General features: G+C 59.8%; 12 protein-coding genes. 3 read left to right on the top strand and 9 right to left on the bottom strand.

What is annotated here, in order from left to right; translation table 11 throughout:
- Nucleotides 1–575: 575 nt before the first annotated feature.
- Nucleotides 576–1,298: a response regulator transcription factor gene (locus tag ACI77I_RS13665; RefSeq protein ID WP_094949734.1), complete on the bottom strand. Its 723-nt coding sequence runs from the start codon at nt 1,296–1,298 to the stop codon at nt 576–578.
- Between the two features lie 335 nt (nt 1,299–1,633).
- On the opposite strand from ACI77I_RS13665, the gene ACI77I_RS13660 reads away from it, so the two are divergent.
- Nucleotides 1,634–3,910 (top strand): CHASE2 domain-containing protein, encoded by a 2,277-nt coding sequence (locus ACI77I_RS13660; protein WP_406997777.1) that lies wholly within the window; start codon nt 1,634–1,636, stop codon nt 3,908–3,910.
- Nucleotides 3,911–4,092: 182 nt separating this feature from the next.
- Here ACI77I_RS13660 and ACI77I_RS13655 read toward each other — a convergent pair whose 3' ends face one another.
- From ACI77I_RS13655 to glyQ, 4 genes are all read right to left on the bottom strand, one after another.
- The gene (locus ACI77I_RS13655) at nt 4,093–4,863 is read right to left on the bottom strand and encodes a 1-acyl-sn-glycerol-3-phosphate acyltransferase (RefSeq protein WP_094949733.1); all 771 of its coding nucleotides are present in this window, start codon (nt 4,861–4,863) and stop codon (nt 4,093–4,095) included.
- A gap of 82 nt (nt 4,864–4,945) precedes the next feature.
- Entirely contained in the window at nt 4,946–5,485 is a 540-nt protein-coding gene (gene gmhB, locus ACI77I_RS13650; protein ID WP_176462906.1) for a D-glycero-beta-D-manno-heptose 1,7-bisphosphate 7-phosphatase, read from the bottom strand.
- Nucleotides 5,485–7,539, bottom strand: coding sequence for a glycine--tRNA ligase subunit beta (gene glyS / locus ACI77I_RS13645; protein ID WP_094949732.1), 2,055 nt, complete (start codon nt 7,537–7,539; stop codon nt 5,485–5,487). Before glyS ends, gmhB begins: the two co-directional genes overlap by 1 nt.
- The gene (gene glyQ, locus ACI77I_RS13640; RefSeq protein ID WP_003213601.1) at nt 7,536–8,489 is read right to left on the bottom strand and encodes a glycine--tRNA ligase subunit alpha; all 954 of its coding nucleotides are present in this window, start codon (nt 8,487–8,489) and stop codon (nt 7,536–7,538) included. The genes glyS and glyQ overlap by 4 nt, the downstream gene beginning before the upstream one ends.
- An 81-nt stretch (nt 8,490–8,570) precedes the next feature.
- Here glyQ and ACI77I_RS13635 point away from each other — a divergent pair, with 81 nt between their 5' ends.
- Both ACI77I_RS13635 and ACI77I_RS13630 read left to right on the top strand, forming a co-directional pair.
- On the top strand, nt 8,571–9,128 hold the full coding sequence (locus ACI77I_RS13635) for a DNA-3-methyladenine glycosylase I (protein ID WP_406997776.1): 558 nt from the start codon (nt 8,571–8,573) through the stop codon (nt 9,126–9,128).
- A 40-nt stretch (nt 9,129–9,168) separates the two neighbouring features.
- Nucleotides 9,169–10,056: a lysophospholipid acyltransferase gene (locus ACI77I_RS13630; protein WP_094949730.1), complete on the top strand. Its 888-nt coding sequence runs from the start codon at nt 9,169–9,171 to the stop codon at nt 10,054–10,056.
- A gap of 133 nt (nt 10,057–10,189) precedes the next feature.
- On the opposite strand, the gene ACI77I_RS13625 is transcribed toward ACI77I_RS13630, so the two are convergent.
- The 4 genes from ACI77I_RS13625 to fmt form a co-directional block, all read right to left on the bottom strand.
- Entirely contained in the window at nt 10,190–10,501 is a 312-nt protein-coding gene (locus ACI77I_RS13625; protein ID WP_094949729.1) for a hypothetical protein, read from the bottom strand.
- Between the two features lie 136 nt (nt 10,502–10,637).
- A complete protein-coding gene (gene trkA, locus ACI77I_RS13620) occupies nt 10,638–12,011 on the bottom strand; it encodes a Trk system potassium transporter TrkA (protein ID WP_094949728.1) in 1,374 nt (457 codons plus the stop codon).
- Nucleotides 12,012–12,032: 21 nt separating this feature from the next.
- Nucleotides 12,033–13,343, bottom strand: coding sequence for a 16S rRNA (cytosine(967)-C(5))-methyltransferase RsmB (gene rsmB, locus ACI77I_RS13615; protein ID WP_406997775.1), 1,311 nt, complete (start codon nt 13,341–13,343; stop codon nt 12,033–12,035).
- Nucleotides 13,340–14,293: a methionyl-tRNA formyltransferase gene (gene fmt, locus ACI77I_RS13610; protein ID WP_406997774.1), complete on the bottom strand. Its 954-nt coding sequence runs from the start codon at nt 14,291–14,293 to the stop codon at nt 13,340–13,342. The genes rsmB and fmt overlap by 4 nt, the downstream gene beginning before the upstream one ends.
- Between the last annotated feature and the right edge of the window lie 10 nt (nt 14,294–14,303).

Below are 14,303 nucleotides of genomic sequence, written 5' to 3'. Positions count from 1 at the left end.
AAATTCCGAAACCCCTATCTGCGCATACAGGTAGGGGTTTTGTTTGTCCTCAAAAAACATCGCAATTGCCAAAATATAGATCAAATACCTAGCTATGTTTAGCTGGGATTATCTGCTCGAGTTTGAAAAGTAGGCCGGGCCTCTTAGGTCAATGAGACCCTACCCCGCCACCAATGGTGTTGGCGGGACCAAGCTCAAGAACTCGGCGGCATGGGCGCTCACCTGCGGCATTACCGGCATGCGTGCTCCACAGCTAGAGTTTATGGATTCCTCTGCTGAGTGCACAAACCTCGTTGATGAACTGCCAACCTGTGAAAACTACGCCTGTTCCGATAGATCATCTATTTTGTGAATCCAGCAGGCTTTTCTCATCTTTTCTGTTACTCCTCCCCCGCTCCGCACTCACAGAAAAGATGATTTTTTCCCAGCGTTTGCCGGGCCTCCTGAGGCATCTATTTTGTGTACCTACATCAGGCAAACCCGCTAATACAAAAAGGCCAACGCTTAGCGTCGGCCTTTTTTATTGGGTGTTAAACCAGCAATTTTCAAATGCTCCACGTGGAACATCGAGGTTTTCAACCCGACGTTGCCGCCGCGACACTCTCCAACCGGTAGCCATATCCGTAGATCGTCAACAGCTGCCAGCCCCGGTCGGCGGTTAAACCCAGCTTGTTACGCAGACGGTAGATGTGCGTATCCAGCGGCCGCGACGACACCATTTCTTCATGCGACCAGAACCGCTCGTACAGATATTCCCGGGACAGCGGGCGGGCCAGGTTGGCGAACAAGCAACTGGCCAAGCGGTATTCACGCTCGGTGAGGTTGATAGGTTTGCCCGCGCGGGTGACGGTCAATTCAGCATCGTCGAAGGTCAGGTCGTTGAAGCTCTGTACTTCATGGGTAGTGGACTTCTGCAGGCCATGGCGACGCAGAACGGCACTGACCCGGGCCTTGAGTTCATTCGGTCGAAAGGGCTTGCTGACGTAATCATCCGCCCCGCTGTTCAGCGCCGTGACGATATCGCTCTCGGCATCCCGGCTGGTGAGCATGATGACGGCGGGCGGTGACTCCATGTGTTCACGGGTCCAGCGCAGCAATGCAATACCGCTGATGTCCGGCAGTTGCCAGTCGAGTATCAGCAGGTCGAAGGTTTCCCGGCGCAGTTGCCGCAGCAGGTCTTCACCGCGTTCGAAGCAATGCAATGACCAGGGTTGTTCTGCGGTGCTGGGGATTTGTCGCAGTGTCTGCTCAACCCGACGCAATTCCGCGGGCTCGTCATCCAATATTGCGACACGCATGGGTGGGTCCTTTCTACTTAAAAAATACGGCGCAAATGCCAGTCATTGAATCTGAATAATTGTGGTCAGATTCATCGACCCTTGAATCTCTCGATACGCTGATATCAAAGAGCCTTTAATCCATTGAAAGACCTCGATACCTTGGAGGAAAGATACCGACTCCTGCCCGTAAGGAAAAGGTTCTGCACCAAGCACTCAGGAAAGTCTAACAATGAGACCGAAATGAGCTTCACTGGGTTCAGTACGCCGTACACATCGAACAGGGAGACGCCAGGGCATATGGCACGTTCAATTATCCATTATCAGCGTAGATGCAAACCTGCGGCGGTATCCCGATGATGCTCTGGCGCAAAGCCGAAAAACGCCAACCCACCCGGGCGCAACTGCTGTTCCATGGTTTGGTACGCGAATGGCTGTGGATTGGCCTGGTCTTGCTACCCTTCACCGCCTATCTGTCCCTCAGCCCGGGCCTAGCCCTCAACAACCCGCTGTATGACAGCCTTCGGCGCCTGACCCCGTTGCCGGTCGACCCACGCATCTTGCTGGTGACCATTGATGACCAGAGCCTGAAACAACTCGGCCATTGGCCATGGCCGCGTAGCCTGCATGCAGACCTGATCGAGCGGCTGAGTGCCGCTCGGCCAGAGGGTATATTGTTCGATGTCATCTTCAGTGAACCCGGCGATGCAGCGGATGACCAACGACTGGCCGACGCCGTGTGCAACGCCGGCAATGTGTTATTGCCGCTGGTGAACGATGGCGCTGCGAGCGCTGACTCACTAGGTAAGCACTTATTGCCGCTGCTCAAGTGCGCCAAAGGCGTGGGGCATATCAATGTCGAAGCGGATAACGATGGCGTCGTCCGCAGCCTATACATGCGTGAGGGGCCGCCAGGTAAGACGCTTCCGCAATTAGCGTGGCTGGCTTATACGTTGAGTGGGCAAACAGCTCCCATGCCGGGGCTGCCCGAGGAACCGAGCAGTGAGCATTGGCATCGTGAGCACGCGATTCGTGTGCCGTTCACCGCGCAGAGTCATTTTCCCAGTGTGTCCTACGTCAGCGTATTACGCGGCGAGGTGCCGCCCGAAGTATTACGTGGTCGGCTGATACTGGTCGGCGCGACCGCCTATGGCATGGGTGATAGGTTTGTCACGCCGCTCTCCTCCACCGTCGGGTTCACTGCCGGGGTGGAGCTGCAGGCCAATATCCTCAATGGTTTGCTGCAGGGGCGTAGCATTGTCGATCTTCCCGGTTGGCTCGCGGCGCTGCTGGCAACTGCCTTGGTGGCGCTGCTACTAGGCCTGCTGCTGTACCGGCCGCGTTATGCGCTGTGGATGACCTTCGCGTGCATGGGCACCGCGTTGCTCGGCTCATGGGCCTTATTGATCCTGGGGTATTGGTGGTCGCCCGCAGCCTGTCTGATCGGCCTGCTGCTGAGTTATTTGATCTGGAATTGGCGCCGCCTGAGCGTGATCCTGGCGTACTTCGGCTGGGAACTGGCACGGCTGGATAACGAACCCAAAGTGCTGCCAGAGCGCCGCCGTGCGCCGGCCAGCAAAGGCGACGTGTTGCAGGGGCGCATCTTTGCGCTTGAACAGGCGGTAAGCCGTACGCGCGACACGCGACGCTTTATGGCAGATGGATTGGAATGCCTGCCGGTGGCGACATTGATTACCGATCCGCAGGGCAGCATTCTGCTGGCCAACCGTATTGCGCGTGATGTGTTCGGTAATGATCTGGTGAGTAGAAACTTGCTGGAACAACTCGCTGACCTGGGCTATCCGCCTCTGCACAACGGTGTACGCCCTGCCCTTTCAGCGTTGGAGCTCATCGAGTTTCGTGACATCCATCAGCGCAGCCTGCGCATGGAGTTGGCGCCCTTGCTGCCGGCCGAGGGGGACGTCGCCCTCGGCTGGCTGCTGAGCCTCACGGACTTGAGCAAAGAGCGCGAAGCCCAGCAACACCGCGAGACGATGCTGCGCTTCCTTTCCCATGACCTGCGTGCGCCACACTCGGCCATCCTGGCGTTGCTGGATGTGCACAACAGTGAGTCACCGATATTTGCCCAGATCGAACAACAGGTGAAGCGCGCCTTGAGCCTCACTGAATCCTTCGTGCAATTGGCCAAAGCCGAAGCCGATGGCTACCACTTCCAGACTACGTTGTTTGCCATGTTGGTCATGGATGCTTTTGACCAGGTGGCGGTGATCGCCCAGCTCAAGGGCATTCAGTTGGTCCACGACCTGGATGAAGCGGATGAGGGCATGGTCTCAGCCGATCAATCACTGCTGACCCGAGCGCTGTTCAACGTGCTGGAAAACGCTATCAAATACTCGCCGTCAGGCACCACCGTCACGTTGAGCCATGGCAGCGCGCAAGGGTGGTTGGAATGCCGTATCAGCGATCAAGGGCCAGGCATCGCGCCTGAGGATTTGCCGGAGCTGTTCAGCCAGTACCGACGTTTTGACTCGGCCCAAGGCAGTGAAGGTTTAGGGTTGGGCCTGACCATGGTCAAAGCGGTGATTGAGCGTCATGGCGGCCGCATCCTGTGTGAAAGCGAGTTGGGTAAAGGCTCGACCTTCACCCTGCAACTGCCCCTGCTCGATGACTGAAAAAACGTACTTTTTGGCTGTGCATAAAAAACCGGTCACAAGGACCGGTTTTTTAATGCTGAAAAAACTTATGCACGTTTTTAGCGATTTTATGAGCTTAAGAAATATGTAAGTAAATCAGCTTGTTATGAATAAAAAAGGCCGATTTTCCAACAAACCGTACACAGGTTATCCACAGAAGCTCAAATCGCCGGCGTCTCGACAACAACAGGCTCCGGAGGCAATGAACCCATGGCCCGTTGCTGTGCTTCGTTCCACGCTGCGGCGCGGTCATTCAAGGCGGCAATGGCGCGCGGCCCTTCGCCTTCTACGTACATCGGCTCGCCAATCACTACGGTGATAGTGCCTTCGCGTTTAGCCCAGCCAGTCTTCGGCCAGAACTTGCCGGCGTTATGCGCAATTGGCAACACCGGCAGGTTGGCGTTGACCGCCAAGGCGGTGCCGCCCCGCGAAAATTTACCCACGGTGCCGTAAGGCACTCGCGTGCCTTCCGGGAAGATCAGCACCCAAACGCCATCCTTGAGCAGCTCATCGCCTTTCTTGGCTACGTGCTTAAGCGCCGCCTTGGGGTTGTCACGGTCGATGGCGATCGGTCGCAACATCGCCATGGCCCAGCCGAAGAACGGCACGTACAGCAGTTCACGCTTGAGCACTTGGCTCAGCGGCGAGAAGTACGCCGAGAGGAAAAAGGTTTCCCAGGTGCTCTGGTGGTTCGACAGAATTACGCAGGGCTGGTCCGGGACGTTTTCAGCGCCCTTAATCTCGTAGCGAATGCCCAAAAACACCTTGGACAACCACAACGCACAGCGGCACCAATAGACGTTGATAAAGCGATAGCGCGCCTTGAACGGCAGGAACGGCGCAATAAAAAAGCTCAGGGTGCACCAGAGAAGCGAACTGGTGCCCAGCAGCAGGTAAAAGAAAAAGGTTCTGATGGCCTGCAAGATCGACATGGCGGCATTTACCGTTGCGGGACACGGCCCGCCTGTTAAAAGCGCACTCCCGAACAATCCTTGGTCAGGAAGTCGAGGGCGGCTAGTTGTTGATAAGTTCTGCGGCAACCGCCGCCAGATCGTCAAAAATCAAAGTGCCTACCGGCAGGTTTTTCGCCTGGGTCTTTTCGCCTTTCCCGGTCTTAACCAAAACTGGCTGAGAGTCGACGGACTTGGCCGCCTCCAGGTCACCGAGGCTGTCGCCGACGAACCATATCCCAGCCAAGGGCACCTTGTAATGTTCTGCAATGGTTTTCAACATGCCAGGCTTGGGTTTGCGGCAATCGCAGCCCTCGTCCGGCCCGTGGGGGCAGTACACCACCAACCCCACCTCACCGCCCTGCTCGGCCACCAACGTGCGCAAGCGCGCGTGCATGGCGTCCAGGGTGGCTATGTCGTAATAGCCACGGGCGATGCCGGACTGGTTGGTGGCGATGGCCACCGTCCAGCCGGCTTTGCTTAACTGCGCGATGGCCTCGATCGAGCCGGGCAGTGGAATCCACTCCGCCACCGACTTGATGTAAGCGTCGGAGTCGTAATTGATTACTCCGTCCCGATCGAGAATCAGCAGTTTCAACATGATCAGCCCAGTACGGAAATGTCAGCGATGTTGATGAACAAGCCACGCAGACGCGCCAACATGGCGTAGCGGTTTTTCCGCACGTCGGCATCTTCGGCATTGATCATCACCGCTTCGAAGAACGCATCCACCGGCTCACGCAAGGTGGCCAGGCGCGCCAGTGCTTCGGCGTAGTTGCGCTCGGCGAGCAGCGGCTTCACCGCGTTTTCTGCCTTGGCGATGGCCGAGTTCAGCGAGAACTCCTTGGCATCGGCGAACAGGCCCGGGTCAACCTCAGCATTGCCGAGGTTGTCGGCCTTGCTCAGCAGGTTCGACACGCGCTTGTTCACGGCGGCCAGTGCATCGGCTTCCGGCAGTTTGCGGAAGGCCTGTACGGCCTGCACACGCTGATCGAAGTCCAGCGCCGAACCCGGCTGTAAGGCGCGTACCGACAGGTACACCGAAACGTCCACGCCTTCGTCTTCGTAACGCGCACGCAGGCGGTCGAACACGAATTCCAGCACTTGCTCGGCCAAACCGGCTTGTTTGACCTTGCCACCAAACTGGCCGACCGCAAACACCACGGCCTGGGTCAGGTCGAGGTCGAGTTTCTTGTCGATCAGGATGCGCAGCACGCCCAGGGCGGCACGGCGCAGGGCATACGGGTCTTTGCTGCCGGTAGGCAGCATGCCGATGCCGAAGATACCCACGAGGGTGTCCAGCTTGTCGGCGATGGCCACGGCCGCACCGGTCAGGGTGGTCGGCAGTTCAGCACCGGCACCGCGCGGCATGTACTGCTCGTTCAGCGCCAGGGCCACATCGTCCGGCTCGCCGTCGTTGAGGGCGTAGTAGTAACCGGCAACACCTTGCATCTCCGGGAACTCGCCAACCATCTCGGTGGCCAGGTCGCACTTGGACAGCAGGCCTGCACGCGCAGACCAGGCGGCATCACCACCAATGCGCGGCGCGATGTAGGCGGCCAGCTTGGAAACACGTACGGCTTTGTCGTAGACGCTGCCGAGTTTTTCCTGGAACACCACGTTTTGCAGGCGCAGGTTGAAGTCTTCCAGCTTCTGCTTCTTGTCTTGCTTGAAGAAGAACTCGGCGTCGGTCAGGCGCGGGCGCACGACTTTCTCGTTACCGGCGATGATCTGCTGCGGGTCCTTGCTTTCGATGTTGGCCACGGTGATAAAGCGCGGCAGCAACTTGCCGTCCACGTCCAGCAGGCAGAAATACTTCTGGTTGTCCTGCATGGTGGTGATCAGGGCTTCTTGCGGCACGTCGAGGAAACGCTCTTCGAACGAGCACACCAGCGGCACCGGCCATTCAACCAGTGCGGTCACTTCGTCAAGCAGGCTTGGCGGCACGATGGCAGTGCCTTCCTGCTGGCGAGCCAGCTCTTCGGTGCGCTTGCTGATCAGCTCACGACGCTCGTTGGCATCGGCCAGCACGTAAGCGGCGCGCAGGTCGGCGGCATAGTTGGCGGGCGAGGTGATACGCACCGCTTCTGGGTGATGGAAACGGTGGCCACGGGAATCACGGCCAGCCGTCTGGGCAAGGATCGTGCAGTCGATCACTTGGTCACCCAGCAGCATCACCAGCCATTGGGTTGGGCGTACGAACTCTTCCTTACGCGCACCCCAGCGCATGCGCTTAGGGATCGGCAGGTCGTTCAGGGAATCTTCAACGATGGTCGGCAACAGGCTCGCCGTCGGCTTACCGGTGATGACCTGGCTGAAACGCAGTTTCGGGCCGCTCTGGTCGATCTCGCTCAGCTCGACGCCGCACTTCTTGGCAAAACCCAAGGCTGCTTGAGTCGGGTTGCCTTGCGCATCGAAAGCGGCTTGGCGCGGCGGGCCGTCGAGGTTGATGCTGCGGTCCGGCTGCTGGGTTTCCAGCGCGGTCAGCAACACCGCCAGGCGACGTGGCGCGGCATAGACTTTCTTCGCCGCGAATTTCAAGCCGGCGCTGTGCAGGCCTTTTTCGATACCGGCCAGGAACGCGTCGGCCAGGGTGTTGAGTGCCTTGGGTGGCAGCTCTTCAGTGCCCAGTTCAACCAGGAAATCTTGAGCACTCATTGTGCAGCCTCCAGCTTAGCCAACACTTCATCACGCAAATCCGGGGTTGCCATCGGGAAGCCCAGCTTGGCGCGAGCCAGCAGGTAGGCTTGGGCGACGGAACGCGCCAGGGTGCGTACACGCAGGATGTATTGCTGGCGCGCGGTAACCGAGATGGCACGGCGAGCATCCAGCAGGTTGAAGGTATGGGACGCCTTCAACACCATTTCATAGCTTGGCAACGGCAGCGGCTGGTCGAGTTCGATCAGGCGCTTGGCTTCGCTTTCATAGAAGTCGAACAGTTCGAACAGCTTCTCGACGTTGGCGTGTTCGAAGTTGTAAGTCGATTGCTCCACTTCGTTCTGGTGGAACACATCGCCATAGGTCACTTTGCCGAACGGGCCGTCAGCCCAGACCAGGTCGTAGACCGAATCCACGCCTTGCAGGTACATGGCCAGGCGCTCGAGGCCGTAAGTGATCTCGCCGGTCACCGGGTAGCACTCGATGCCGCCCGCTTGCTGGAAGTAAGTGAACTGCGTCACTTCCATGCCGTTGAGCCAGACTTCCCAGCCCAGGCCCCAGGCGCCCAGCGTTGGCGACTCCCAGTTGTCTTCGACGAAACGGATGTCGTGCACCAGAGGGTCAAGGCCGACATGTTTCAGCGAGCCTAGGTACAGCTCCTGGAAGTTGTCCGGGTTCGGCTTCAGTACCACCTGGAACTGGTAGTAGTGCTGCAGACGGTTCGGGTTTTCGCCGTAGCGGCCGTCAGTCGGGCGACGACTGGGCTGCACATAAGCGGCGTTCCAGGTTTCCGGGCCGATGGCCCGCAGGAATGTTGCGGTGTGGAAAGTGCCGGCGCCTACTTCCATATCGTAGGGCTGAAGTACCACACAACCTTGCTCGGCCCAGTATTGCTGGAGGGCGAGGATCAAGTCTTGGAAGGTACGCACGGCTGGCGTAGGCTGGCTCACGAAATTCACCTGTTACTTGGGCTGCGATTTAAAGAGCGGGAGTATACCCGATTCGGCCCTGCCACCACTCCCTGGAGCCTTATGCCACGCTGCTTTTGGTGTTCTGAAGATCCGCTGTACATGGCTTATCACGATCAGGAGTGGGGAACGCCGCTGCGCGATGCGCAGGGTCTGTTCGAGTTGCTTTTGCTCGAAGGGTTCCAGGCGGGCCTGTCCTGGATCACTGTTTTACGCAAACGCGAACATTATCGAAAGGTCTTGTTCGGCTTTGATGCACCGCGTTTGGCCAAGCTGACCGATGCTGAAATTGAAGCACTGATGCTCGACCCGGGTATCGTGCGCAATCGCCTGAAGCTCAATGCTATCCGCCGCAATGCCGCGGCCTGGCTGGCGCTGGAAGACCCGGTGGGCTTGCTCTGGTCGTTTGTCGGCGGCGTGCCCAAGGTCAATCACTTTACGGATCGCAGCCAGGTCCCGGCTATCACGCCAGAGGCCGAAGCCATGAGCCGTGCCTTGAAAAAAGCCGGTTTCACGTTCGTCGGGCCGACCATTTGCTACGCGTTCATGCAGGCCTCGGGGATGGTCATGGATCACACCCAGGACTGCGACCGTTACGCGGACTTGGCCAACGCCGGTTAGAATGGCGGCTTTGCGCACCACACACGATCAGGAGTGACCTGTGGAAAAGTTTAAAGGCGCCTTGCTGGTAGGCGCTCTTCGGTTGTTTGCCCTGTTGCCTTGGCGCGCTGTTCAAGCCGTCGGCACGGCGATTGGCTGGATCATGTGGAAAACCCCCAACCGCTCCCGCGAGACGGTGCGGATCAACCTCTCCAAGTGTTTCCCGGACATGGACCCGGCCGCGCGTGAGCGCCTGGTTGGCCAGAGCCTGATGGACATCGGCAAGTCCCTGACTGAAAGCGCCTGCGCCTGGATCTGGCCGGCCCAGCGCTCCATCGACCTGGTGCGTGAAGTCGAAGGCCTGGAAGTGCTGCATGAGGCCCTGGCCTCGGGCAAAGGCGTGGTCGGCATCACCAGCCACCTGGGCAACTGGGAAGTGTTGAACCACTTCTATTGCAACCAGTGCAAACCGATCATTTTCTACCGCCCGCCCAAGCTCAAGGCCGTGGACGACTTGCTGCGCAAACAGCGTGTGCAACTGGGCAACCGTGTAGCCGCGTCGACCAAGGAAGGCATTCTGAGTGTGATCAAGGAAGTGCGCAAAGGTGGCCAGGTGGGTATTCCTGCCGACCCGGAGCCGGCGGAATCGGCCGGTATCTTCGTGCCGTTTTTCGCCACCCAGGCACTGACCAGCAAGTTTGTGCCGAACATGCTCGCAGGCCATAAGGCCGTGGGCGTGTTCCTGCATGCGCTGCGGCTGCCGGACGGTTCGGGCTACAAAGTGATCCTCGAAGCGGCGCCGGAAGACATGTACAGCACCGACACCGCCACGTCCTGCGCGGCGATGAGCAAAGTGGTGGAGCGGTATGTCGGGGCTTATCCGAGCCAGTACATGTGGAGCATGAAGCGCTTCAAGAAACGCCCACCGGGTGAGGCGCGGTGGTACTGATATACGACTGACATACGGTCGATGCAAAACCAATGTGGGAGCGGGCTTGCTCGCGAATGCGGTGTATCAGACACACATTAGGTGGCTGACACTATGCCTTCACGAGCAAGCCCGCTCCCACATTTGGTTCCGATTAAGCCTGGCGGTCGAGTTTCTTCAGGAACACCGTCATCTCTTTCTCGGCCTGCTTGTCGCCATGGGCCTGGGCCGCTTCGATGCCCTTCTCCCAAGCGTTACGTGCTGCGGCGCTATCGCCCAACCCTTGCTGCGCCTTGCCCAACAACTTCCACGCCGCCGAATACTTCGGGTCAAACTCGACACACTTTTGCAAATGCTCTGCCGCCTTGGCGTTGTCCTTCACGTCCAGATAACCCTTGCCCAAGCCAAAGCGCAGCAATGAATTATCCACACCCTTGGCGAGCATTTTTTCCAGGGATTCGAGCATGGCTGTGTGTCCTTTAGCTAGGTAGGGCTTTCAATATCGTTATCGCGGGCAAGCCCACTCCCACAGTAGGAACGCGATCGCCTGTGGGAGCGGGCTTGCCCGCGATGACGGCGGCAGGCTCACCTGAATGTTTTGATCAGAAGAAGCTCAACCCCACATGGAACAGCTTCTCCACATCGCGGATATGTTTCTTATCCACCAGAAACAGGATCACATGGTCACCCGTGGCGATCACGGTGTCGTCATGGGCGATGATCACCTCTTCGTCACGAATAATCGCACCAATGGTGGTGCCCGGCGGCAGGCCGATGTCGCGGATGGCCTTGCCAATCACCTTGCTCGATTTCGAATCGCCATGGGCAATCGCCTCGATGGCTTCCGCCGCGCCCCGGCGCAGGGAGTGCACGCTGACGATATCGCCACGGCGCACGTGGGTGAGTAAGGTGCCGATGGTCGCCAACTGCGGGCTGATGGCGATGTCGATATCACCGCCCTGGATCAGGTCGACATAGGCCGGGTTGTTGATGATGGTCATCACCTTCTTCGCCCCCAACCGCTTGGCTAACAGCGAGGACATGATGTTGGCCTCGTCATCGTTGGTCAGGGCCAGGAAGATATCGGCGTCGGCGATGTTCTCTTCCATCAACAGGTCGCGGTCCGAGGCGCTGCCTTGCAGTACGACGGTGCTGTCCAGGGTGTCGGACAAATGCCGGCAACGTGCCGGGCTCATCTCGATGATCTTCACTTGGTAGCGGCTCTCGATGGCCTCGGCCAAACGCTCGCCGATTTGCCCACCGCCGGCGATGACGATGCGTTTGTAAGTCTCATCCAAACGGCGCATTTCGCTCATCACCGCGCGAATATTCGCTTTGGCGGCGATGAAAAACACTTCGTCGTCTGCTTCGATCACCGTATCGCCCTGAGGCAGGATCGGCCGGTCGCGACGGAAAATCGCCGCTACGCGGGTTTCCACATTCGGCATGTGTTCGCGCAGCTGGCGCAATTGCTGGCCCACCAGCGGGCCGCCGTAATAGGCTTTTACAGCGACCAATTGCGCCTTGCCTTCGGCGAAGTCGATCACCTGCAAGGCACCCGGAATTTCGATCAGGCGCTTGATGTAGTGGGTCACTACTTGCTCAGGGCTGATCAGCACGTCCACGGGAATCGCGTCGTTGTCGAAAAGCCCTGCACGGGTCAGGTAGGCCGCCTCACGGACGCGGGCGATCTTGGTCGGCGTGTGAAACAGGGTGTGAGCGACCTGGCAGGCGACCATGTTGGTCTCGTCGCTGTTGGTCACCGCCACCAGCATGTCGGCATCGTCGGCACCGGCCTGGCGCAGCACCGTCGGGAATGACGCGCGGCCTTGCACGGTGCGGATGTCCAGGCGGTCGCCGAGGTTACGCAGGCGCTCGGCATCAGTGTCGACCACGGTGATGTCGTTGGCTTCGCTGGCCAAATGTTCGGCCAGCGTGCCGCCAACCTGCCCTGCTCCAAGGATGATGATTTTCATCCGGTCACTCCCTTAAAACCATTAGCCGCGCGCGGCGGCAATCTTGATCAGTTTGGCGTAGTAGAAGCCATCGTGTCCGCCTTCCTGTGCGAGCAACTGGCGGCCGTGGGGCTGCTTGATGCCGGCTGCCGTGGCGAGGTCCAGTTCGCGCGCGCCGCTGGTGCGCGCGAGGAAGGCTTCGATCACCTCGGTGTTCTCGGTGGGCAAGGTGGAGCACGTGGCGTAGAGCAGGATGCCGCCCACTTCCAGGGTTGGCCACAGGGCGTCGAGCAGTTCGCCTTGCAGCACGGCCAGGGCGGCGATGTCATCGGGTTGGCGGGTCAGCTTGATGTCCGGGTGGCGGCGGATGACGCCGGTGGCGGAACAGGGTGCATCGAGCAGGATGCGCTGGAAGGGTTTGCCGTCCCACCAGGTGGCGGTGTCGCGGCCATCGGCGGCGATCAGGTCGGCGCTCAGGCCCAGGCGCGCGAGGTTTTCGCGCACGCGCACCAGACGCTTGGCTTCAAGGTCGACAGCAACCACACCGGCGAGGTCTTTTTCGACTTCCAGAATGTGACAGGTCTTACCGCCCGGTGCGCAGCAGGCATCAAGCACGCGCTGGCCGGGCGCCAGGTCGAGCAGGTCGGCGGCCAATTGCGCGGCTTCGTCCTGCACGCTTATCCAGCCTTCGGCAAAGCCCGGCAAGGCGCGCACGTCGGTGGCCGCTTCCAGCACGATGCCGTCGGGGCTGTACACGCACGGCGTGGCGTTAATGCCGGCGGCGGTGAGCAATTGCAGATAAGCGTCACGGCTGTGATGACGACGGTTGACCCGCAGGATCATCGGCGGATGCGCATTGTTGGCCGCGCAAATGGCTTCCCATTGCTCAGGCCAGAAGGCTTTCAGGGATTTTTGCAGCCAGCGCGGGTGAGCGGTGCGCACTACCGGGTCATGTTCCAGCTCGGTCAGCAGCGCTTCGCTCTCGCGCTGGGCGCGGCGCAGCACGGCGTTGAGCAGGGCCTTGGCCCAAGGCTTTTTGAGCTTGTCGGCGCAACCGACGGTTTCACCGATGGCGGCGTGGGCCGGCACGCGGGTGTAGAGCAACTGATAAAGACCGACCAGCAGCAGTGCTTCCACATCGGCATCCGCCGCTTTGAACGGCTTTTGCAGCAGCTTGGCCGCCAGCGCTGACAAGCGCGGCTGCCAGCGGGCAGTGCCAAAGGCCAGGTCCTGGGTGAAACCGCGATCGCGGTCTTCAACCTTATCCATCTGCGTGGGCAATGAGCTGTTCAACGAAGCCTTGCCGTTGAGCACGGCGGCGAGAGCCTTGGCGGCGGCCAGACGCGGGTTCATTGAGCGACCGCCCCGAGAACCGTGCCCAGGGCAAATTTCTCACGACGGCTGTTGAACAAATCGCTGAAATTAAGCGCTTTACCGCCGGGCAATTGCAGACGCGTCAGGCACAGCGCCTGTTCACCGCAGGCGACCAACAGGCCTTCTTTGCTGGCGCCGATGATTTCACCGGGGGCGCCCTTGCCTTCAGCCAAGGTGGCGGCCAGCACTTTCAACGCTTCGCCGTTGAGGGTGCTGTGGCAGATCGGCCACGGGTTGAAGGCGCGCACCAGGCGCTCCAGCTCTACGGCCGGGCGGCTCCAGTCGATGCGCGCTTCGTCTTTGTTGAGTTTGTGGGCGTAGGTGGCGAGGCTGTCGTCCTGCACTTCGCCTTCCAGGGTACCGGCAGCCAGGCCCGCGATGGCTTGGATTACGGCCGGCGGGCCCAGCTCGGCGAGACGGTCGTGCAAGCTGCCGCCGGTGTCTTGGGCAGTGAACGGGGTGGTGACTTTCAGCAGCATCGGGCCGGTGTCCAGGCCCGCCTCCATGCGCATCACGGTCACACCGCTTTCGCTGTCACCGGCTTGCACGGCGCGCTGGATCGGCGCCGCACCGCGCCAGCGTGGCAGCAGCGAAGCGTGGCTGTTGATGCAGCCCAGGCGTGGGATATCCAGCACGGCCTGGGGCAGGATCAAGCCATAGGCCACCACCACCAGCAGGTCCGGTGTCAGCGCAGCCATCTCCGCCTGAGCCTCGGCGTTACGCAGGGTCGGCGGTTGCAGCACGGGAATGTTGTGCTCCAGCGCCAACTGCTTGACCGGGCTCGGCATCAGTTTTTGCCCGCGACCGGCCGGGCGATCCGGCTGGGTGTACACCGCGACGATGTCATAAGGGCTGGCAAGCAGCGCCTTAAGGTGTTCGGCAGCAAATTCAGGAGTGCCGGCAAAAACAATGCGCAGTGGCTCGGTCATGGGAGGTCTC

The organism is Pseudomonas sp. D47, assembly GCF_045447305.1.
In the GTDB taxonomy this organism is placed as follows: domain Bacteria; phylum Pseudomonadota; class Gammaproteobacteria; order Pseudomonadales; family Pseudomonadaceae; genus Aquipseudomonas.
This window is presented reverse-complemented; position numbering and strand designations above follow the sequence as displayed.

Coding starts and splice junctions, on each gene's coding strand:
- ACI77I_RS13635 (WP_406997776.1), top strand. CDS start 8,571: ATGCCACGCTGCTTTTGGTGTTCTGAAGATCCGCTGTACATGGCTTAT.
- ACI77I_RS13625 (WP_094949729.1), bottom strand. CDS start 10,501: ATGCTCGAATCCCTGGAAAAAATGCTCGCCAAGGGTGTGGATAATTCA.
- rsmB (WP_406997775.1), bottom strand. CDS start 13,343: ATGAACCCGCGTCTGGCCGCCGCCAAGGCTCTCGCCGCCGTGCTCAAC.
- trkA (WP_094949728.1), bottom strand. CDS start 12,011: ATGAAAATCATCATCCTTGGAGCAGGGCAGGTTGGCGGCACGCTGGCC.
- ACI77I_RS13665 (WP_094949734.1), bottom strand. CDS start 1,298: ATGCGTGTCGCAATATTGGATGACGAGCCCGCGGAATTGCGTCGGGTT.
- glyS (WP_094949732.1), bottom strand. CDS start 7,539: ATGAGTGCTCAAGATTTCCTGGTTGAACTGGGCACTGAAGAGCTGCCA.
- fmt (WP_406997774.1), bottom strand. CDS start 14,293: ATGACCGAGCCACTGCGCATTGTTTTTGCCGGCACTCCTGAATTTGCT.
- ACI77I_RS13655 (WP_094949733.1), bottom strand. CDS start 4,863: ATGTCGATCTTGCAGGCCATCAGAACCTTTTTCTTTTACCTGCTGCTG.
- ACI77I_RS13660 (WP_406997777.1), top strand. CDS start 1,634: ATGATGCTCTGGCGCAAAGCCGAAAAACGCCAACCCACCCGGGCGCAA.